This window comes from Curtobacterium sp. MCPF17_047 (assembly GCF_003234045.1).
Lineage (GTDB): Bacteria > Actinomycetota > Actinomycetes > Actinomycetales > Microbacteriaceae > Curtobacterium.
On sequence record NZ_QKSF01000014.1, the window covers coordinates 64,700 to 82,655 of the forward strand.

Annotated in this window: 24 protein-coding genes, 1 tRNA gene and 1 pseudogene; 13 read left to right on the plus strand and 13 right to left on the minus strand. The window is 66.1% G+C overall.

Annotated elements, in window-relative coordinates; translation table 11 throughout:
* Positions 1-46: 46 nt before the first annotated feature.
* Positions 47-559: an ATP-binding protein gene (locus DEJ33_RS13985; protein ID WP_220034489.1), complete on the minus strand. Its 513-nt coding sequence runs from the start codon at positions 557-559 to the stop codon at positions 47-49.
* A 90-nt stretch (positions 560-649) separates the two neighbouring features.
* Here DEJ33_RS13985 and DEJ33_RS17505 point away from each other — a divergent pair, with 90 nt between their 5' ends.
* Positions 650-1,027 carry a hypothetical protein gene (locus DEJ33_RS17505; RefSeq protein ID WP_220034490.1) on the plus strand — a complete coding sequence of 126 codons (378 nt, stop codon included), beginning with the start codon at positions 650-652 and terminating at the stop codon, positions 1,025-1,027.
* Positions 1,011-1,730, plus strand: coding sequence for an NYN domain-containing protein (locus DEJ33_RS13990; RefSeq protein WP_111195305.1), 720 nt, complete (start codon positions 1,011-1,013; stop codon positions 1,728-1,730). The genes DEJ33_RS17505 and DEJ33_RS13990 overlap by 17 nt, the downstream gene beginning before the upstream one ends.
* Before the next feature lie 69 nt (positions 1,731-1,799).
* Here DEJ33_RS13990 and DEJ33_RS13995 read toward each other — a convergent pair whose 3' ends face one another.
* On the minus strand, positions 1,800-2,162 hold the full coding sequence (locus DEJ33_RS13995; protein ID WP_111195306.1) for a hypothetical protein: 363 nt from the start codon (positions 2,160-2,162) through the stop codon (positions 1,800-1,802).
* 203 nt (positions 2,163-2,365) lie between these two features.
* On the opposite strand from DEJ33_RS13995, the gene DEJ33_RS16985 reads away from it, so the two are divergent.
* Positions 2,366-2,650 carry a hypothetical protein gene (locus DEJ33_RS16985; RefSeq protein ID WP_146242635.1) on the plus strand — a complete coding sequence of 95 codons (285 nt, stop codon included), beginning with the start codon at positions 2,366-2,368 and terminating at the stop codon, positions 2,648-2,650.
* A gap of 81 nt (positions 2,651-2,731) precedes the next feature.
* Here the strand turns inward: DEJ33_RS16985 and DEJ33_RS14000 are convergent.
* Positions 2,732-3,924, minus strand: a protein-coding gene (locus DEJ33_RS14000; RefSeq protein ID WP_111195307.1) for an IS3 family transposase whose coding sequence is annotated in 2 segments (ribosomal slippage) — positions 2,732-3,637 and positions 3,640-3,924 — 1,191 coding nt in all. Because the reading frame shifts where the segments join, the coding sequence is not laid out codon by codon here.
* A 189-nt stretch (positions 3,925-4,113) separates the two neighbouring features.
* On the minus strand, positions 4,114-4,956 hold the full coding sequence (locus tag DEJ33_RS14005; protein WP_111195308.1) for an SDR family oxidoreductase: 843 nt from the start codon (positions 4,954-4,956) through the stop codon (positions 4,114-4,116).
* Positions 4,957-5,079: 123 nt separating this feature from the next.
* On the opposite strand from DEJ33_RS14005, the pseudogene DEJ33_RS17705 reads away from it, so the two are divergent.
* The 3 genes and pseudogenes from DEJ33_RS17705 to DEJ33_RS14015 all read left to right on the plus strand — a co-directional run.
* Positions 5,080-5,325, plus strand: a pseudogene (locus DEJ33_RS17705) (helix-turn-helix domain-containing protein); the annotation flags it as partial.
* A 102-nt stretch (positions 5,326-5,427) separates the two neighbouring features.
* Entirely contained in the window at positions 5,428-5,979 is a 552-nt protein-coding gene (locus DEJ33_RS17710; RefSeq protein WP_309147121.1) for a hypothetical protein, read from the plus strand.
* Between the two features lie 34 nt (positions 5,980-6,013).
* Positions 6,014-7,000, plus strand: coding sequence for an aldo/keto reductase (locus DEJ33_RS14015; RefSeq protein WP_111195310.1), 987 nt, complete (start codon positions 6,014-6,016; stop codon positions 6,998-7,000).
* Positions 7,001-7,094: 94 nt separating this feature from the next.
* Here DEJ33_RS14015 and DEJ33_RS14020 read toward each other — a convergent pair whose 3' ends face one another.
* Complete coding sequence (locus tag DEJ33_RS14020; protein ID WP_111195311.1) at positions 7,095-7,652, minus strand: TetR/AcrR family transcriptional regulator; 558 nt, start codon at positions 7,650-7,652, stop codon at positions 7,095-7,097.
* Between the two features lie 17 nt (positions 7,653-7,669).
* Positions 7,670-9,184, minus strand: a complete 1,515-nt coding sequence (locus DEJ33_RS14025; RefSeq protein ID WP_111195312.1) for an MFS transporter — start codon at positions 9,182-9,184, stop codon at positions 7,670-7,672.
* 577 nt (positions 9,185-9,761) lie between these two features.
* Between DEJ33_RS14025 and DEJ33_RS14030 the strand changes: the two genes are divergently transcribed.
* On the plus strand, positions 9,762-10,205 hold the full coding sequence (locus tag DEJ33_RS14030) for a barstar family protein (protein WP_111195313.1): 444 nt from the start codon (positions 9,762-9,764) through the stop codon (positions 10,203-10,205).
* A 10-nt stretch (positions 10,206-10,215) separates the two neighbouring features.
* Here DEJ33_RS14030 and DEJ33_RS16990 read toward each other — a convergent pair whose 3' ends face one another.
* Both DEJ33_RS16990 and DEJ33_RS14035 read right to left on the minus strand, forming a co-directional pair.
* The gene (locus tag DEJ33_RS16990; protein ID WP_146242636.1) at positions 10,216-10,422 is read right to left on the minus strand and encodes a hypothetical protein; all 207 of its coding nucleotides are present in this window, start codon (positions 10,420-10,422) and stop codon (positions 10,216-10,218) included.
* Positions 10,423-10,483: 61 nt separating this feature from the next.
* The gene (locus tag DEJ33_RS14035) at positions 10,484-10,687 is read right to left on the minus strand and encodes a hypothetical protein (RefSeq protein ID WP_111195314.1); all 204 of its coding nucleotides are present in this window, start codon (positions 10,685-10,687) and stop codon (positions 10,484-10,486) included.
* Between the two features lie 70 nt (positions 10,688-10,757).
* Between DEJ33_RS14035 and DEJ33_RS14040 the strand changes: the two genes are divergently transcribed.
* From DEJ33_RS14040 to DEJ33_RS14050, 3 genes are all read left to right on the plus strand, one after another.
* Positions 10,758-11,291, plus strand: a complete 534-nt coding sequence (locus DEJ33_RS14040; RefSeq protein ID WP_111195315.1) for a GNAT family N-acetyltransferase — start codon at positions 10,758-10,760, stop codon at positions 11,289-11,291.
* 51 nt (positions 11,292-11,342) lie between these two features.
* Positions 11,343-11,750, plus strand: coding sequence for an SRPBCC domain-containing protein (locus DEJ33_RS14045; RefSeq protein ID WP_111195316.1), 408 nt, complete (start codon positions 11,343-11,345; stop codon positions 11,748-11,750).
* Positions 11,751-11,820: 70 nt separating this feature from the next.
* Entirely contained in the window at positions 11,821-12,393 is a 573-nt protein-coding gene (locus DEJ33_RS14050; RefSeq protein WP_146242637.1) for a hypothetical protein, read from the plus strand.
* Between the two features lie 114 nt (positions 12,394-12,507).
* On the opposite strand, the gene DEJ33_RS14055 is transcribed toward DEJ33_RS14050, so the two are convergent.
* The gene (locus tag DEJ33_RS14055; RefSeq protein WP_111195318.1) at positions 12,508-13,026 is read right to left on the minus strand and encodes a DUF6578 domain-containing protein; all 519 of its coding nucleotides are present in this window, start codon (positions 13,024-13,026) and stop codon (positions 12,508-12,510) included.
* 194 nt (positions 13,027-13,220) lie between these two features.
* On the opposite strand from DEJ33_RS14055, the gene DEJ33_RS16995 reads away from it, so the two are divergent.
* Positions 13,221-13,472, plus strand: a complete 252-nt coding sequence (locus DEJ33_RS16995; protein ID WP_146242638.1) for a hypothetical protein — start codon at positions 13,221-13,223, stop codon at positions 13,470-13,472.
* Positions 13,473-13,530: 58 nt separating this feature from the next.
* Here the strand turns inward: DEJ33_RS16995 and DEJ33_RS14060 are convergent, their stop codons facing one another.
* Positions 13,531-13,938 (minus strand): hypothetical protein, encoded by a 408-nt coding sequence (locus DEJ33_RS14060; protein ID WP_146242639.1) that lies wholly within the window; start codon positions 13,936-13,938, stop codon positions 13,531-13,533.
* A 124-nt stretch (positions 13,939-14,062) separates the two neighbouring features.
* On the opposite strand from DEJ33_RS14060, the gene DEJ33_RS14065 reads away from it, so the two are divergent.
* Positions 14,063-14,260: a hypothetical protein gene (locus DEJ33_RS14065; RefSeq protein ID WP_111195320.1), complete on the plus strand. Its 198-nt coding sequence runs from the start codon at positions 14,063-14,065 to the stop codon at positions 14,258-14,260.
* 117 nt (positions 14,261-14,377) lie between these two features.
* Here DEJ33_RS14065 and DEJ33_RS14070 read toward each other — a convergent pair whose 3' ends face one another.
* The 3 genes from DEJ33_RS14070 to DEJ33_RS14080 form a co-directional block, all read right to left on the minus strand.
* Positions 14,378-15,028, minus strand: a complete 651-nt coding sequence (locus tag DEJ33_RS14070; protein WP_111195321.1) for a GNAT family N-acetyltransferase — start codon at positions 15,026-15,028, stop codon at positions 14,378-14,380.
* 187 nt (positions 15,029-15,215) lie between these two features.
* The gene (locus tag DEJ33_RS14075; RefSeq protein ID WP_111195322.1) at positions 15,216-15,416 is read right to left on the minus strand and encodes a hypothetical protein; all 201 of its coding nucleotides are present in this window, start codon (positions 15,414-15,416) and stop codon (positions 15,216-15,218) included.
* Between the two features lie 525 nt (positions 15,417-15,941).
* Positions 15,942-16,016, minus strand: a tRNA-Arg gene (locus DEJ33_RS14080).
* A 138-nt stretch (positions 16,017-16,154) separates the two neighbouring features.
* On the opposite strand from DEJ33_RS14080, the gene DEJ33_RS14085 reads away from it, so the two are divergent.
* Positions 16,155-17,879, plus strand: coding sequence for an HAD family acid phosphatase (locus tag DEJ33_RS14085; protein WP_220034491.1), 1,725 nt, complete (start codon positions 16,155-16,157; stop codon positions 17,877-17,879).
* The last annotated feature ends 77 nt before the right edge of the window (positions 17,880-17,956 follow it).

The window sequence follows — 17,956 nt, forward strand, 5'->3', positions numbered from 1 at the left end:
CCGGGGCTGTGAGCCCGAACGGGTTGTCGTCTCGATCGCCGATCCCTTAGCGGGCGTGGAGTCCGAGGTGGTCGAGGGCCTGGCGGACGGTCTCTTCGAGAGGGCGGGTGCTGTCGATGACGAGCCGATCGTCCGTGCGGGGCTCGTACTCGTCGGCGGTGCGCTGCACCTCGTCCCACGTCGGCAACGTGAACCCCGGCAGGTCGTTCGCACGCTGTTCCACGCGGCGTCGGTGTTCGTCGACGTCCGGACACTCGACCTCGATCACGCGCAGCGGTACCCCAGCGGCTTCAGCGGTCGAGGCCCATCCAGCCCGAGCCGGTTCAACGCCACTCACCGCGTCCGCGATGACCATCTGCCCTCGCCGTAGATTCGGTACCGCGATGGCGTGCATGATCGAGTACGCGGCGATCCCGGACTGCTCGCGCGGGATCAGGTACTTCCACATTGCGCCTTCGATCGCATCAACGCGAAGCGTCAGCGCGGGCGTCAACTCCGCGATCGCAGCAGACAACGTCGACTTCCCTGCACCGGGAAGACCACAAACCTGAACCAGCATCGACAACTCCTTCGTTGGCCGTAGCTCCTTGTCTATCGGTCCCGGCGGCCACGGGTGTTTCAGTAACGGGCGAGCCGTATGCTCCGCGGCATGCGCCGTGAATTCAACTCCCTCGGCCTCCCCCGACCAGAAGGTGCAGGCCGCTTGCAGGTGCGAGCTGCACTCGTCGGCGGAGTGGGCCTGTTCCTCGTACTGCTCGGCACCAGTCTGTTCGCCGGCACCGCGGCGACTGATCAACCGATACCGGTGTGGATCGTCATCGTCTTGATCGCGGTCGGCGTCAGCTGCTGGGTCGTGGAAGGGCTCTTGAAAGCGCAAGCACGAAGGGCGACGACTCGTCTCGATAGCCGATCGGCTATCGGAACAGCGACACTTCGCGACGGCGTGGCCGGGCAGGCGCCGCGGCTGCGACCAAGTCAGCAGCCCGGGGTGAAGCCGCCAAACTGTGCGCATGGATGCGCCCAGTGATCTGCTCGCAGTACTCGTCGATGCCGACAACGTCCCTCCGTCCCGGATTGGAGCTGTTCTCGCGGAGGTCGCCCGCTTCGGCACAGCGTCCGTGAAGCGGGTCTATGGCGACTGGACGACGACGCAGCTCAGCAGCTGGAAAGCAGCGGCGAGCGAGCACGTCATCCAGCCCATGCAGCAGTTCGCACACACCAAGGGCAAGAACTCCACTGACAGCGCGCTCATCATCGACGCGATGGACCTGCTCTACACAGGCCGGTTCCACGGGTTCTGCATTGTGTCGTCCGACAGCGACTTCACCCGGCTCGCATCCCGTATCCGTGAGCAGGGGATCACGGTCTACGGCTTCGGGGAACGCAAAACGCCAGCATCATTTCGGAACGCTTGTGACCAGTTCACCTACCTGGACGTCCTCGGAAGCGCGGACGGTGACTCCGCCCTCATGGAAGCGTCCCAGGTGAGCGGTCGGATCGCGCCTCGCGATGACTCGCGTCTTATCGAGGGGCTTCGGAACAGCGTGATCACTGCGTCGTCCGAGGATGGATCGGCGAACCTCGCGACGGTCGGGCAACTCTTACGAAAGTGGCAACCAGACTTCGACTCGCGCAACTGGGGCTATCCGAAACTGTCAGAAGTCGTCCGCGCTACCGGCCAGTTCATAGTCGAGGGACAGAGGGTGCGTGTGAAGACTGATACTCGGTAAGGGGTCGTCAGACGGGCAACGCTGCGCCTCGGAATGAACGACGGCGGCTCGTGCCGGAGCTGCCAGCCATCAGACCCGCAGGAGCTCGAAGACGCCAAGTACGGCGAGAACGACGCCGGCGATGCACCCAACGAGCCCGACCAGCGTCACCGACTGCGCGTACACGCGAACTTGCCCCTCCGCGCCGAACCGGTCGATGGCTGATGCTGCCAGCAGTGTCGCTGCCAGCGCCACGGGGACCGTGGCGATCCACGTGAGGCCGAGACTCCATCCGGCTGCTGTGACGTCGGCGGGACGAGCGTGGAGGAGGCCCCGGCCACGCTCAGCGCTGACGTCGTACGCAGCATCAATCGGGGCGGTGTGGACGTAGACAAGGACGCACGCGAGCATCTGTGCGGCCAGGAGGACAAGCGCGAGGGTCGGCAGGACCACGCCAACGTCACGCCCTTGCGCAGGACCGGTGTCTCCGTTCGCTCCACGGGCAGAGCCTAGGCGCCGGGATGAGCGCAGTCGTCCGATCACCGATGCTGCCGGGCGCGGATACTTCGGCAGCTTCACCAGCTCAACGTAACGGCGAACACACTGTCTCGCATCACGATCGATCCACGAACATCGGCGCCGCTACGCTCCTCGGCATGAAGAAGTTGACTGGGGGTATCTGGGTCGCGGCGCTCGGCACCCTTACTGCCGTCTGTCTGATCGTCGGGCTCATCGCCGTCTTTGTTGCGCTGGGCCAGAACGGCGGCTGCGAAGTCGGCCGGTTCACCCCCGACGGCGAGGGATGGCAGCCGTGCTCGGCGGTGAACCCAAAACTCGTCTGGGGCGGAGCGCTCTCAGTGGTCGGGCTGGTGCTTGCGGGCTTTACGGGGCTTGCGGGAGCTCTTGTCGCAGTGCTTGCAGTATCGCCACGCGACCGATGACGTCGAGTGTGCGTTAGCCGGTCGGCGACCGGACGGCGCCCGATCGAGGGGGTCTGCTGCACGGATAGGTGACAGTTGTAGTCACGCCACGAGGGCGACGTTGGTCTTCATGATGGTTTCGAACTCGACGGGCGTCAATCGGCCGAGGCGGGCCTGACGTCGACGCCGGTGATAGGTCCGCTCGATCCAGGTCACGATCGCGATCCGCAGTTCTTCGCGCGTGGCCCACGTGCGTCGGTTCAGGACGTTCTTCTGCAGGAGCGCGAAAAAGCTTTCCATCGCGGCGTTGTCGCCGCAGGAAGCGACTCTGCCCATCGATCCGATCATGCCGTGGCGCGTCAACGCCTGCCGCAGCTTCCGGCTCCGAAATTGCGATCCTCTGTCCGAGTGCAGCGTGCATCCGGCGACGTCGCCGCGCATCCGGACCGCGTTCTCCAGCGCGGTCACGGCCAGCCTCGATTTCATGCGGGAGCCGATCGAGTACCCCACGATCCGACCCGAGCAGGCGTCCTTGATCGCGCAGAGGTAGAGCTTGCCTTCGCCGGTGTTGTGCTCGGTGATGTCGGTCAACCACAGCCGATTCGGCGCCTCGGCCGCGAACACGTGCCGGGTCCGGCCCTGCTCGTCGGTCACCGTGCACAAGTCGTCGTGGACCGCCGGACCGGGCTTCTTGCCGCTCCTGCCGCGCTTCTTCCCGAAAACGCTCCACCAGCCGTTCTCCGACGCGATCGTCCATGCGGTCCGGTCCGCCATCGGTTCGCCGGCGTCGCAGGCCTCATCGGCGAGGAGCCGGTACCCGAACTCCGGGTCTTCCGTGTGTGCGTCGAACAGCGCGTTCCCCCGATACGCCCGCACCACCTCGGTTCGCGACACAGGAGCCGCCAGCCACCGGTAGTAGGGCTGGCGGGAGAGCTTGAGAACCCGGCACGTCACCGCGACGGGGATCCCGTCCGCGGCGAGCTCGCTCACGAGCGGGTAGAGCCTTTTCCCGGCAGGTTCGCCTGCGACAGATACGCCGCCGCTCGGCGCAGCACCTCGACTTCCTGCTCGAGGAGCCGGTTCCGCCGCCGCAACTCACGGACTTCGTCGGACTCGGCACGCGTCGTTCCGGGACGCTCCCCGTCTTCGACGGCAGCGCGGCGCAGCCACTTCGTCAACGTCATCGGGTGGACACCGAAGTCGGCGGCGATCTGCTCGATTGTCACTCCCGGCTCACGGCTCCGAGCAACACGCACGACATCGTCGCGGAACTCCTGCGGGTAGGGCTTGGGCACGATGGCATCCTTCCAGGCTGCCCTCCCGGGCAAGCCAGATCAGACGTCACCTATCCGTGCAGCAGACCCGCCCTCCTGACCGCCCGGTAACCGGTGGGCTGCCGAACGCTGGCTCCGGCGCTCTTGGTCGTTCCGGTAGGGGATCGGCTACCGGACAGTCGTAGAACGTCTGGTAGCCGGTCGAGGGAGTCAGTCGTCGTGAGCGAGTGAAGAGGACAGTTCCTCGTGTGCGGCGACCTGCTGCAGGAGCAGGTTGGCTTTGTCGACACCGGTCTGCACGGCATCGGCGCCCGCGACCCATCGCAGCGGCGGCTCGTCGGAATCGATCAACGACACCAGGCCAGCAGCGAGCTTGGTGGGATCGCCGCCCTGCTTGCCGTTCATGCTCTTCCATGCCTCGATGGTCGTCGCGGTGCGCTCGGCGTAGTCGTCGATGGACAGCTCCGGCCAGATGGTCGATGCCCCTTCGACGAGCAGGTCGGTCCGGAAGAAGCCAGGCTCGACGATCATGGTCGAGACACCGTACGGCGCGAGGTCGTACCGGATGGACTCCATCCACCCTTCGAGGGCGAACTTCGACGCGCAGTACGCCGCGACGAACTCCTGACCGACGAGGCCGGCGGTCGAGCTGATCGTGACGACCTGCCCGCTGCGCTGACGACGCATGACGGGCAGGACCGCCCGGGTGACGTTGAGCGGGCCGAAGAAGTTCGTTTCCATCTGCTGCCGCATCTGCTCAGGGCTGATCTCCTCGAAGAACCCTGCGTAGAACAGGCCGGCGTTGTTCACGAGCACGTCGATCCGTCCGAAGCGGGAGACCGCGGCGACCGCGGCGGCGCGCGCCGCGTCTTCGTCGGTGATGTCGAGCGACACTGCGAGCAGGTCCTCCCGCTCGCCGAACACCTCGGTGACCTTCGCAGCGTCACGCGCGGTGGCAACGACGCGGTGGCCGGCGGCGAGGGCGGCCCGGGTCAGGTCGATGCCCATCCCGCGTGCTGCGCCGGTGATGAACCAAACGGTGGAGTCAGTCATGGGTGTGCCTTTCGATCGGGAACACCGCAAGTGAACGACGCCGTCACGGCCGGAAACAGACTCCGTCTACACGGTCACTGACAGGGACCCCCTGCCGGCAAGCCGGTGACGTACCGTCGGGGCGTGGACATTCAGGCGGAGATTCGCGATTTCCTTACATCGCGGCGGGCCAGGCTCCTGCCGGAGCAGATTGGCCTGCCGGACTTCGGCGGACGCCGCCGAGTTGCTGGGCTGCGCCGTGAGGAAGTGGCCCTCGTCGCCGGGATCAGCACCGAGTACTACACACGCCTTGAACGGGGCAACGCGACCGGCGTCTCTGACAGCGTCCTCGACGGTGTCGCTCGTGCTCTGCTCCTCGACGACGTGGAAGCGGCCCACCTCGTTGACCTTGTTCGAGCCGCCAACGTGCCGACCCACCTTCGGCCGCGGCGCTCTGCGCAGCGATCACAACCGGGCAGCGTGAGTGCGGGGGTGCAGCAGATTGTGGACGCCATGACGGGCATGCCGGTGGTCGTGCAGAACACCACGCTCGACGTGGTCGCGTCGAACCCGCTGGGGCGTGCGTTCTACCTCGACCTGTTCGGTACTCCGAGCCGGCCGGTGAACTTCGGCCGGTACATCTTCCTCGACCCTCGCTCGCGCGTCTTCTACCGCGACTGGGACAGCGTCGCTGAGCAGAGCGTCGCGGTGCTCCGCACTGAGGCGGCCCGTGCCCCGGCGGACCGTGCACTCGCTGCCCTTGTCGGGGAGCTGTCACTGGCAAGCGAGGCGTTCCGCACGCTCTGGGCCAGTCACACCGTGCGGGAGCACCGTGCAGGGGAGAAGCTCGTGCACCACCCGATCGTCGGAGACCTCGACCTGACGTTCGAGTCACTGGACGTCAGCTCTCGAAGCGGGCTCGCCCTGATCACCTACATCGCAGTTTCGGGATCGCCCTCCGACGACAGCCTGCAACTCCTTGCACACTGGGCTGCGACGAAGGACGCCGCGAGCGTGAAGGAACCCCGAACGACCGAACCATGAGTCGCCTCGTCGTGCCCATCGAAAGGACCCACCCGTGAAGTACACCCGCCTCGGTAACTCCGGACTGAAGGTCAGCAGCATCGCGCTCGGCTGCATGAGCTTCGGCGATCCCGCCAGCGGCCACCTGCAGTGGTCCCTCCCGAAGGACGACGCGCTGCCCTACTTCCGGCAGGCACTCGACCTCGGCATCACCTTCTGGGACACCGCCAACGTCTACTCCTACGGCGATTCCGAACGCATTGTCGGTGAAGCGATCCGCCAGTTCGCCAACCGGGACGAGATCGTCCTGGCAACCAAGGCGCACTTCTCCGACAAGCCAGGCAACGGGCCGGGCCTGCACGTCGCCGGCCTGTCGCGGAAGGCGATCATGCAGCAGATCGACGCGTCCCTGACCCGTCTCGGCACCGACTACGTCGACCTGTACCAGATTCACCGCTTCGACCCGGAGACCCCGATCGAGGAGACGATGGAAGCCCTCCACGACGTCGTCAAGGCCGGTAAGGCCCGCTACATCGGCGCGTCCGCGATGTGGACGTGGCAGTTCGCCAACATGCAGCACGCCGCGGACCTGCACGGATGGACCCGGTTCGTGTCCATGCAGGACCAGTACTCGCTGCTCTACCGGGAAGAAGAGCGCGAGATGTTCGGTCTCCTCGCCGACCAGGGCGTCGGCAGCATCCCCTACAGCCCCCTCGCCAAGGGCCGCGTCGCCCGCCCCGCCGGTGAGCAGACCAAGCGCTCCTCCGACGACCCGGTCGGTAACAGCTTCTTCGCCGACACGGAGCGCGACCGGCCCGTCATCGACGCCGTGCAGCAGATCGCCGAGGCCCGGAACGTGCCGATGGCGCAGATCGCGATGGCTTGGGTCCTCAACAACCCGGTCGTGAGCGCACCCATCATCGGCGTGACGAAGCCGCACCACCTCGACGATGCGGCCGCGGCCGTTGACATAGACCTCACGGCAGACGAGGTCACCGCACTCGAAGAGCACTACCAGGTACGCCCCGCCGGCGGCTTCTAAGCGCCCGCAGCCCCACCAAGACGAAGCGGCCCTGCTGCGCGTACGCGCAGCAGGGCCGCTTCGCGTGTTCCCACGCGTCTCGATAGCCGATCGTCTACCGGTCGCCGTCGGCCTCGGTGGAGCGGGTGAGGAGTTCCGTGAGACGTTCGCGGAGCGCTTCTCGGGTCGCGGCGTCGAACGCGAAGCCAGCGGGCGCCTCGTGCATCCACAACCCGTCGGCCGCGAGCCGCACGATGAGGTGGTCGATCGGCATCGAGGCCGCGGCGGTTGCATCGCCGACGGTCCACCGGTTGAGGACGGCCCGCCAGGATGCCGCGTGCGTCGGCGTGAACGTCGCCTCGAGCAGGAGCATGAGTTCCGCTGTCGAGGCGGACCTCATGGACACTGCCACGTACGCGGCGAGACGTTGTTCCTGTGTCGAGGTGTCGAACGGCACCTCGAGGGCATCGAGGAGCTGCTGTTCCCAGCGAGCGGCTTCGTGTTCGTGGAGCGCTTCGAGGAGGGCTTCCCGGGTCGGGAAGTGGTACAGCAGGCCGCCTTTGGTGAGGCCCGCCTCGACAGCAACGGAGTCGAACGTGACCGCGGTGATTCCCGACGACTCGACGATCCGTGCCGCGGATTCGAGAACGAGGGTGCGTTTGCTCTGGCGCATGAAGAGGCCTTTCCTGGTCAGTGGTCGGCGTCAGGGATGGTCGCGTTCGTTCCCGGTCCGTGTCTGCGGAGAAGGATCCCGGTGACGATGGCACCAACACCGAGTACTGATGCGACAATCACCATCACCACGAAGTAACCCGTGTCGTAGGCGCTGCCGGCGGCAATGAGGATGCTGCGGCCATCGTCCGATGCTCGTGCGGCTTCCGCCGCGGCGGACAGACTCTCACGCGCTTGATCAGCGTTCACGATGCCGCTCGGGAGCCGCACGAGCGCGGAGTAGATCGCAGTCACGATGCTGCCCAAGATCGCGACAGCGCTAAGGTTCCCCATCTCGTACGATACTTCCTCGATTGAAGAAGCCATGCCGGCACGTCGGGCTGGCACGTTGCCGACGATCGCCGTGGACGCTACTGACATCGTCGCGCCGGAGCCGGCGCCGAGGACGATCAGCCCCAGGAACAGCCAGCCGTTCAGAGAGTGGAACGACACCGAGATGACCACCACACCGACGGCGCTGAGTGCCAGTCCGCCCGCGATGAGGGGTAGCAACCCGACCCGGTGGAGCATGAAACCGCCAGCGAGCGAGGTGGTGAGGGTCCCCACGGCGATCAGCGCCACGAGCAGACCGGCGTGGAACGGAGTCATCCCCTCGAGGAGCTGGAACCGCTGCGTCGTCACGAGTTGGACGCCCGCGAACGCGAACATGCCCAGGCCGGCCCCGAGGAGCCCAGAAGAGAACGCGGGGTTCCGGAAGATGGTGAAGTCGAGCAATGGATACGGCAACCGGGCCTGACGGCGAGTGAACAGCACGGCACCGATGACGGCGGCGACCAGCGCCCCACCGATCACGAGCGCCGACGGGGGACGGTGTGCGATCTCCTTGATCGCGACGACTGCCCCGACGAGCGTGATCATCGCGTACACCGACGAGAGCAAATCCCACTTCTTTGTCAGATCAGGGTCGTTCGGTGGGGCGAGGAACAGGGCGGCGACGAGCGCGATGACGGCGACGGGCACGTTGATCAGGAACACTGAGCCCCACCAGAAGGGTTCGAGCAGCAGACCGCTGACGATCGGCCCCAGCGCACCGCCGAGCACCGCAACGCTGCCCCACACCGCGATGGCCACGTTGCGCTCATGGTCGTTCGTGAATGCCACCCGGATCAACGCCAACGTCGCCGGCATCATCGATGCCGCACCAACCGCCAGGATCGCTCGTGCCGCGATCAGGACCTCCGGGTTCGGCGAGAATGCAGCAACTAGTGACGCCATCCCGAAGATGCTCATCCCGATCAGGAACATCCGCCGGTGCCCGACGCGGTCGCCAAGCGTTCCCGCTCCCAGCAGCAGGCCCGCCATGACCAACGGGTACGCGTTGATGATCCACAGGCCCTCGTTCGCGGTGGCGCCGATCTCCTCGGTCAGGGTCGGTAGGGCCGTGTAGAGGATCGAGTTGTCCAAGGAGATCAGCAGCAACGACGCTGTGACCACGGCGAGCAGCGTCCATCTGCGACGGGAGGAGAGGTGCATCCTCCTAACTATACCGGATGAAAGGTTTAGTTTGCTATCGCCGCCAAGAGGCTCGTCGACCACCTCTGCCCTCTTCGGTGACCGCTTCGATAGGGGATCGTCCCACGGGACGACGCGCCCCGAGCGGTGAAGTCCGTTCTACGTCCGGTTTCGGCGCCGGTCTTCGGTCACAAGCGCGAAGGAGAACCCACTGACGAACGCAGCGGCGCCGACCACCTGCAGTACCTGTCGACCGCTTGGGTCCGAGACGAGAGTCAAGACAGCGATCAGCAGCCAGAGGACTCCCGACAGGATTGCCGCGATCAACCATCGGCGTGCGGATCGCCAGGTTGTGAAACCAGGAACGCTGCTGTTCTTCGACACCGCCGCAGACTAGCCCTGCCCGGAGCATCGATAGCCGCTTGGTCTGCGGAGCATCTAGCAATCGGCGGTCCGCTCGATCGGGCGCTGTCCGGCAGCCGACCGGATATCGGACGACCAGCAGGACCCCATTGGAAACGCTGATGGGCAGCGACGGCATTTTGTGCGAGATCGGTCGCGGCCATACTTTGACCTCTTCGCGTACTACGGTTCGAGCGTGCCCGCGTTCTCCACCGACGACATCCTCGGCAACAGGCTGGACTTCGAGATCGCCCGCGACGGATTCGTCCGCAGGCTGCGAGGCGATGCTGCGTTGCGCAACGCCGAGACGTGGCTTCGGCGCGAGGGCTATCGGGTCATCGAGCTGGACGCCGGGGCCTGGAAAGAAGACAGGCAGATGCACATCGCCTTCGCGACGGCCCTCCAGTTCCCCAGTCACTTCGGGAAGAACCTGGACGCGCTTAACGACTGCATGTCAGACGTAGCCGAGGCGGACTACGGGTGGGACGCGTCCGACACTGGCCTCGTCCTGATCCTCTCCGGCTTCGACCGTTTCGCTCAACGACTTCCACGGATCGCCGACCACGTGCAGCACATTCTGGGGAGGCAGGGACGCTACGCAGCACTCTTCGGGAACCGGCTCCTCACGATCCTGTCCTGAAGGGGATCGGCTATCGGACGCGCTGGTTTTGTCGCACCGAGCGCTCGCGTTCCTGCTGTCGAGCAACTCGCGGTCCCTGCACGAACAGGACCGTTCCTGCAACAGCGGCAGCGGCGGTCGCAGCCAGCAGTGGTGGCCAGGGCGTGAACTCTGTGACCGCCGCCAGCACTGTCAGGACGATCAGCGCCACCGTGAGCGGGCCGAGGGTCCATGCCATCCAGAGCCGGTACCTACGCATCATGACTCCATAGTGCACGGGCTTCTCGGTAGCCGATCGCCTACCGGTCATCCTTCGGCTTGCGGAGCCCAAAGCGCCAGAGCCGCACGCCGGCACCGACCCACAGGATGCCCAGTGCCATGTTGAGCAGCACCAGCAGCAGGTCTACGTCGGGGCGCGTGAGACGCACGACCGACGTCGAGACAAAGACGACGCCGAAGACGAGGGCGATGGAGCCCAACACCTTCGCGCTCACAGTGTCCATGTCGCGAACCTACCGCTCGAGACCATCTCGGTAGGCGATGGTTGACCGAGCAATCTGCAAGGCTCGGGTCATGTCGTGGCCACAGGCTGATCCCCTGGACTCGGATCGTCTCGCCCTGGAACCGCTTGCCGTCGAACACGCAAGCGAGATGGTCACCACCCTGGCTGCACGAGAGCTCTACCTCTTCACCGGCGGCGAGCCACCGACCCTAGACGAACTGGGCGCACGGTACGGCCGCCAGTCCCGGGGCCAGTCTGAGGACGGCAGCGCAGGTTGGTTAAACTGGATCGTCCGCCCCGCCAGCGGCGGACCCGCAATCGGCTTCGTGCAGGCCACCCTCCGTCGAGAGACGGCCGGCCTCGTGGCAGACATTGCCTGGCTGGTCACGCCACCCCAACAGGGTCGCGGGATCGCCGTGGAGGCGGCATCCACCGTCGTGACATGGTTGCGCTCGGTCGACGTGCGGCACATCAGGGCTTTCATTCATCCCGATCACACAGCTTCCGAGCACGTCGCGCGACGGACCGGGCTTGCACCCACGACCGCTCTCATCGACGGCGAGATCCTTTGGGAGGTCTTCTTGCCTCCGGCCGCTGAGCACTGATCCCGTCCGATAGACGATCCATCAGTGGAACGACGGGGTTACGGTCGCTGCATGTCCGATGACAGCTTGTCGCTCACAGTGACGTCAGAAGCCTCCATCGCAGCGGTCTGGTTCGCACTCACCGACGGTCGCGACAGCTGGTGGCCGGAACTCTCGCTGAGGCCGGCAGTCGGCGCCGCAGTGCGCGAGACGTGGACCGAGGGCGGGCAGGAGCGATACGCCGATGGTCACGTAACGGAAGCTGCCCCGCCGAACATGCTCGGATTCGTGTGGCGGCAGGCGGCCTGGCCTACGTCGCTGCACGTTCGATTCGAGATCGAGCAGGCCGGTCGAGGCAGTGTCGTGACCCTGAGCGAGGCTGGTTTCGCGGAGCTACCTGACGGGTCGGTCGTCCGATCAGCACACCAGGACGGCTGGGCGTTTCACCTCACGAACCTGCTGGCCGCAGCGTCTCGATAGCCGATCGGCTACCGGACACGAACGGGGGTCGGTCATGGTGCTCCATAAGCCGTCGTGCAGGATGAGGCTCATGCGATTCGACGAGGTGCTCAGACGGACCGATGGACCGGCCGTCGCAAGCGAGATCGACGCGCTCCGCACCCCTGGCCGGTACGTCCTCGAGGGAGTGCATCAGGTGTCGTCCGGAGAGCATTGGCAATTCCGCCTCGACATCGATGACGCTGCGCAGACGTGGATACTCGAGCGCTCACGCGGCCCCTCGAGCTCGTACCGTGACGGGATCATGCAGGACGAGGACGGCAAGTCAGAAGGGTCGTTCGAGCGCAGCCTCGCCGCCGGAGACGTGACGAAGATGGCGTTACCAACGCAGTTGCTGTGGTGGGGCCGGGCGTCGGAGAGCCTCTCGCCCGTGCTCGTCCAGCATGTCGGAACACACTCGATCCTCGTCACGTTCGAACACCGCGAAGACCAAGCCATCCGCACCACCCTCGTCGTGGACGACAACGACGGGATCGCTCGGCGGCGGATCGGCCGAGGTGAGGAGGCAACGATCGTCACTGCCGTGCGCTCCGTCAGCCCGGAAGAGGTACTGCCACCTGCGGAGTTCACACCGCTGACCGACTGGATCCGCCCGTCTTACTAGCGGGGCGTGTCGTGCACGTCCGTTTGCCCATCGTCGAGCGGACAGGGTGGCGGTCAGAGACCGCGCCGCACCAGGGGCTCGGCGCAGGCCCGCAACGTCGCTTAGCCCTGTCCTTCAGGAGCGGACGCGGACGATCCATCCAGTGATGGCTCCGTGGTGCGGCCGACGGTTGGACAGGGAGGACACGGTGTGCAGCTGCCCGCCATGGGCCTCCGGCGCAGAGTAGCCGCGGCGCTCCGAGCTCACGAAGCGCACGGAGACTTGGTCGATGCGGATCACGACGCCACGTAGGTCGCGTCTGGTCGACAGCTCGTCCTCGCTGCGTTCATGGTCGTAAGTGTCGCGCTGCAGGGGAACCGTCCTCGGGACCGCGAGGATCTGATCGATCCACAGGTGGTCCGATTCGTACAAGGTCCATGCGACGTGCTCGCCGACCGCGACATCGAACCCGTCGTCCTCGACTTGCCACTCGGTCAGCCAAACGTTCGTCTCCCCGTCGGTGAGCGCAGGAACAGGATCCTCGGGTGCGACCGCCGGCGTTGGAGTTCGCGGGAACGGTGCGGCGCTGACCGGCTCTGATGGTGTGTTGGACGGCCCTCCGGAGAGCCGCTCCCACAGTAGTCGGGGCAGCACGACATGCCCCCCCCCCCGACGGACGTTCGTTTGGCTCGATCGGGGGCATCCCGTCAGCGTAGATGCGGGAGCAGTGCTGCGCAGAGGTCTTCGTCGCGGTAACAACAGGTCGGGATGCCGCTGACGCGTCCCGCTGACCGATCGGCTACCGATCACCGTTTGCCAGTTGGAGTTTTACGGGTAGTGTCGCGCCCATGACCGAGATGAAGCAGCGAAGCCTTCTCGAACGATTCTTCGGGAAGCCCCTTCCCTGGGTCGCTTGGGTGTGGGCCGCTCTCGCCGCCGTCTGGATATTCTTTGCCGTCGTTGCCCCGTCTAACTTTCATACGTTCATGGCAATCGCCTGGTCGGTCCTGGCTGTGATCCAGCTTGGAGCCGCCTATCACGCCCGCCGGCAGCAACTGCGTCGCGCAAAGGCACCCGAGGGACCCACAATTACCCACTGAGCGTCGCGAACAGCCGGCCGACAGAGCGGTGGTCGGCTACCCATCGGTCAGCGGACAGTCACGAGCGGCGGTGAGTCAGTGGAATGTGGCCCCACCATCCGAGACCGTCGGCATCAACGTCGAGGACGTTGACGTAGGCCCCTAGGGGCTCTCCGATGTTGAAGTCCGCTACCTCCTGACCAAACTCCTCAGGTGTCGCCACGTCTCCCGTCGCATAGACGTCGAAGCGATCGATGGTGGTCTCTTGGTTCCGGATGATGCCGACTCGGGGGCCGCCTATCGAGGAGTAGATGACGCGGAACTCATCGCTCGTCGCCCAGGCGTCTTCGACGATCACGCTTGCTGCTTCCGTCGGCCCGCCGTCACGAAGCTTGCGTAGGCAGGCGAGAAGCGCTCGTGAGCCCCAGTCATCGGATCGTGCTGACTCGAGCTCTGCGATCAGCTCTGCATGTCGAATGCTCTGCACCTCGTCACCGTACTGCTGGCAGCGCTAGGCGATGCGCGACCGTCTCGTTAGCGAAGCGGCTATCGGACGACCGTCGGGTGTTCGGCATCGCCAGTAGGGTTCGGCTGTGAAACCAGATAGCCGTATGTCCGAGACGACCTTCGCCGCCTACCTGATCGGCCCTTCGATCACGGTTGCTGGCGTTGTCGTCGTCTTCTTTTTCGGAGGGGTCGAGGGAGCGGCAACGGGAGCAGCACTGATCCTGGGCGGTCTGCTGGTCGTGTGTACCGGGATGCTCGTGGGCGCGATCAGTCGTCTGCGCCGCGGACGCGACCAGGACTAGGTGGCCACGATGCAGCTGGTTGCCCGGCGGCGATGGTTTCGATAGCCGATCGGCTACCGGACGGTCATGGCTCCGCCAGCGAGCTCGCTCCGACCGCCGCTCCGCGGCGCGGTCGTCCTACGGCGCAATGATGCCGAGCTGTGCGAGAACGGGTTGATCGCCGATGGTCTGCAGGTTCCACGTCGGACGCTTGAAGGCACCGCGGGAGAGTTGCACGCGCTGTTCGTCGACCGGTTGCCCGGGCCGGGGCGATACCCGCGTGACCCCGTTCGGCTCGTAGCCGAGCTTGTAGGAGACGGCCAGTGACGGGGTGTTCCAGGCCGCAGCACTTGACTCTGCCCACTCGGCCCCCAGCGTGTCGAAGGCGAACAGCAGCAGGGCGGCGCGCATCTCGGTGCCGACGCCGTTGCCTTGGGCGCGTCGTGTCAGCCAGGAACCGGAGTTCACAGTCCGGCGGTCCGCGAAGTTGAACGCGGCGAGGTCCTGCGCCCCGATCACCTCGTCGTCAAGGATGACGGCGAATTGGATCGTCCAGTTCTGCGGGGAGACCTGGCGGAGGCTCCACTGGTACATCGCGAGGTTCCGCGGCAGCTCCTCCGGAGACGCATCGGTCCATGGGAAGCCAAACGGCATGCGGTCCGAGTTGTGGATGCCATCAAGAGCAGCCTGTGCCAGGGCAGGGAGGTCCTGGTCCCGCACCGGACGCAACACCAGCCGCGGGGTTCGCAGTTCGAGTCCGAACAACGGCCACAGCTTCTCCAGTTCCATACCGGGACGCTACCTGCGCCGGTCGCGGCAGCGAGGCGTGTTACGCGCCCGGCCGCTGAGTAGCGACCCTCGCATCTGTTCTCTCGCAGCGCCCGGTGATCGATGGTCGTCCGATACGTGGATGCGCGTCGAGGTTAGTGCCGACCGACCCTGAGCACCGCTGCCGGATGCTCCCAGCCCCTTCGACTCAATCGCGATCTCGAGCTCGGCCGATCAGCGCGTCGACCCATAGGCCCACGCCGCCAGCTAGAAGGCCGATGCCGAGGATCCAGGTCGGGAAGCCGTGTGTCGTGATCACGGTCCGCATCGGCGTCAGTAGGCACACCAGACCCAGCACGAGGAAGGCGGTTGCAACGCTCGCCGGACGCCAGAACTTGGACTTCCTCATGAGACGAACGTAGCCAGAATCAGACGGCGAGGTCTTGATTTCAGCCCGTCCGATAGCCGGTCGTTCACCGGTACACGACTGGCGGCGGCGACAACCACGACAACTTGCCCGTGTCCTGCTTGACCTGGGGATTCCCGTATGACTGTCCCGCGAAAATGCCCGGTGAAGGGGCGCTGAACGCAACACCGTCCTCGTACCCGAGCAAGGGCGCGGCACTTCCCGTCGGGTGACGCCAGCGCGGGGTTCAGATTGCTGCACGCGTTCCGCTCGAACACGTCCCTGCCGAACCCCGGGTCGAATGACGACAAGCAAGCGCGCACGGCACCCTGCTCCTCACTCGCCGGGAGACGTTCGCTGACTGAGGCAGCACCGAACGCGCTCCGGCGACAAGTTGTGTGCGAGGGAGACAAGTCATTCGCGCGGCGACAAATCCTGCTTCAGGCACAACCCGGCGCAGTCTGCTGACCAGACACGTGAACCACTGACGACAAGCCCTGCGGTTCGACAGCACCCGGCGGACCACCGTGGTGCCCCTGGAGGGACTCGAACCCCCAACCCTTTCCTTAGGACGGAACTGCTCTTCCATTGAGCTACAGAGGCCGGCCCCACCACTCTAGCGGGAGCCGCAGAACACTCCTCCGTGGTGCCGTCTGCAACAGACCCTGGACGCACGGCACGCTCCCAGCTAGCGTCAGCCGTGGCCCCCGGTCGGGGGCAGTCCCGGACCGAAGGACCAGCATGACCCTCTCCTCCACCGCGCGCCGTTCCGCCGCGGTCGCCGCCGTCACTGCGGCTGCACTGGCCTGCGCACTGCTCAGCGGCACGGCGGCGAACGCCACCACGACCGCCCCGACGACGACCAGCACGACGACGACCGACACGTCGAGCACGTCGACCAGCAGCAGCGCCACCAGCCGCGCCGACCGTCACCTCACCCCCCGGACCCACTTCACGATGGCGCCGGACGGCTCCTCCGGGAAGACCGAGGGCGGCGAGGGCATCCCGAACATCGACTCCGTCAAGAAGACGATCGCGACGTACTACGGCGACCCGGGCACCGGCATCGCCGACAAGGTCGACAGCTCGTACATCCGCGAGATGCGCTCGATCATCGAGAAGCAGACCCGGAGTCTGCAGCGCACCTACGACAAGGCGGTCCGGCACGGCGAGAAGCCGGCGATCGTCTTCGACGCCGACGACACCACGCTCGAGACCTACGACATGGAGGTCGCGGACATGCACTTCGTCTTCGACCCGGCCGAGCAGGACGTCTGGGTCCAGGGGCAGCGCTTCCCCGCGACGCCGTCGATGGTGGGCTTCGTCGCCGCCGCACAGAAGGTCGGCTTCACCGTCTTCGGGCTGACCGGTCGGAACGACGACCAGAAGGCCGCGACGCTCGCCAACCTGGCGAAGGTCGGGTACTCGGGCTTCACCGACGACCGGTTCTTCACGAAGTGGACCGGCAAGGGTGCCTCGCAGCAGCCGAGCTACGTCACCTGCGCCACGGCGAAGTGCACGACGGTCGAGTACAAGGCCCTCACCCGCAAGCACATCGAGCAGGACCTCGGCTACGACATCACCCTCAACGTCGGCGACCAGTGGTCCGACCTGCAGGGTGGCTTCGCCGACGAGACCCTGAAACTGCCGAACCCGACGTACTACCTGCCCTCGGCGGACCTCCCCGGCGTCCATGAGCCGAAGCTCGCCCCCCAGACCCGCTTCCGCATGGCGGCCGACGGTTCATCCGGCCGGACGCAGGGCGGCGAGGGCATCCCGAACATCGACTCGGTCAAGGCGACCATCGCCACGTACTACGGCGACCCCGGGACCGGCATCGCGGACAAGACCGACAGCCCGTACATCCGCGAGATGCGGTCGCTCGTCGCCCGGCAGGTCCCCGTCATCGCGGCACAGTGCGCCGCCGCCGACCGACGACACCGCAATCCCGCGATCGTGCTCGACGCCGACGACACCACCCTGTGGACGTACGACATGGAGGTCGCGGACATGCACTTCGTCTTCGACCCGACCGAACAGGACGTCTGGGTGCAGGACGAGCGCTTCCCGGCCACGCCGTCGATGACGGACCTGGTGTCCGTCGCCGAGCGCTCCGGTTGCACCGTCATCGGCCTCACCGGCCGCAACGAGGCGCAGCAGGCCGCCACGATCGACAACCTGCACCGGGTCGGCTTCCCGCAGTTCGCCGCCGAGCAGGACGGCAACCGCACCTACTACACGAAGTGGACCGGCACCGGGACGTCCCAGCAGCCGTCGTACGTGCACTGCGCGACCGCCAAGTGCACGACCATCGAGTACAAGTCGCAGACCCGCGCACACATCGAGTCGCGGAGCGGTGGCGGCTACGACGTCGTCGCGAACGTCGGCGACCAGTACAGCGACCTCATCGGCGGCTCCGCCGACCGGTCCGTGAAGCTGCCGAACCCGACGTACTACCTGCCCTGACCGACACCGTCACCCCTGACGGACGGGAGGCTCGTGGCGACCCCGCCACGGGCCTCCCGTCCGTCTCGGCCGGCGTC

Bases quoted from the DNA above. Each gene is read 5' to 3' on its own strand.
- DEJ33_RS13985 (WP_220034489.1), bottom strand. From the start codon at position 559: ATGCTGGTTCAGGTTTGTGGTCTTCCCGGTGCAGGGAAGTCGACGTTG.
- DEJ33_RS17505 (WP_220034490.1), top strand. From the start codon at position 650: ATGCGCCGTGAATTCAACTCCCTCGGCCTCCCCCGACCAGAAGGTGCA.
- DEJ33_RS13990 (WP_111195305.1), top strand. From the start codon at position 1,011: ATGGATGCGCCCAGTGATCTGCTCGCAGTACTCGTCGATGCCGACAAC.
- DEJ33_RS16985 (WP_146242635.1), top strand. From the start codon at position 2,366: ATGAAGAAGTTGACTGGGGGTATCTGGGTCGCGGCGCTCGGCACCCTT.
- DEJ33_RS14005 (WP_111195308.1), bottom strand. From the start codon at position 4,956: ATGACTGACTCCACCGTTTGGTTCATCACCGGCGCAGCACGCGGGATG.
- DEJ33_RS14020 (WP_111195311.1), bottom strand. From the start codon at position 7,652: ATGCGCCAGAGCAAACGCACCCTCGTTCTCGAATCCGCGGCACGGATC.
- DEJ33_RS14025 (WP_111195312.1), bottom strand. From the start codon at position 9,184: ATGCACCTCTCCTCCCGTCGCAGATGGACGCTGCTCGCCGTGGTCACA.
- DEJ33_RS16990 (WP_146242636.1), bottom strand. From the start codon at position 10,422: ATGGCATGGACCCTCGGCCCGCTCACGGTGGCGCTGATCGTCCTGACA.
- DEJ33_RS14035 (WP_111195314.1), bottom strand. From the start codon at position 10,687: ATGGACACTGTGAGCGCGAAGGTGTTGGGCTCCATCGCCCTCGTCTTC.
- DEJ33_RS14040 (WP_111195315.1), top strand. From the start codon at position 10,758: ATGTCGTGGCCACAGGCTGATCCCCTGGACTCGGATCGTCTCGCCCTG.
- DEJ33_RS14045 (WP_111195316.1), top strand. From the start codon at position 11,343: ATGTCCGATGACAGCTTGTCGCTCACAGTGACGTCAGAAGCCTCCATC.
- DEJ33_RS14050 (WP_146242637.1), top strand. From the start codon at position 11,821: ATGCGATTCGACGAGGTGCTCAGACGGACCGATGGACCGGCCGTCGCA.
- DEJ33_RS16995 (WP_146242638.1), top strand. From the start codon at position 13,221: ATGACCGAGATGAAGCAGCGAAGCCTTCTCGAACGATTCTTCGGGAAG.
- DEJ33_RS14065 (WP_111195320.1), top strand. From the start codon at position 14,063: ATGTCCGAGACGACCTTCGCCGCCTACCTGATCGGCCCTTCGATCACG.
- DEJ33_RS14070 (WP_111195321.1), bottom strand. From the start codon at position 15,028: ATGGAACTGGAGAAGCTGTGGCCGTTGTTCGGACTCGAACTGCGAACC.
- DEJ33_RS14075 (WP_111195322.1), bottom strand. From the start codon at position 15,416: ATGAGGAAGTCCAAGTTCTGGCGTCCGGCGAGCGTTGCAACCGCCTTC.
- DEJ33_RS14085 (WP_220034491.1), top strand. From the start codon at position 16,155: ATGACCCTCTCCTCCACCGCGCGCCGTTCCGCCGCGGTCGCCGCCGTC.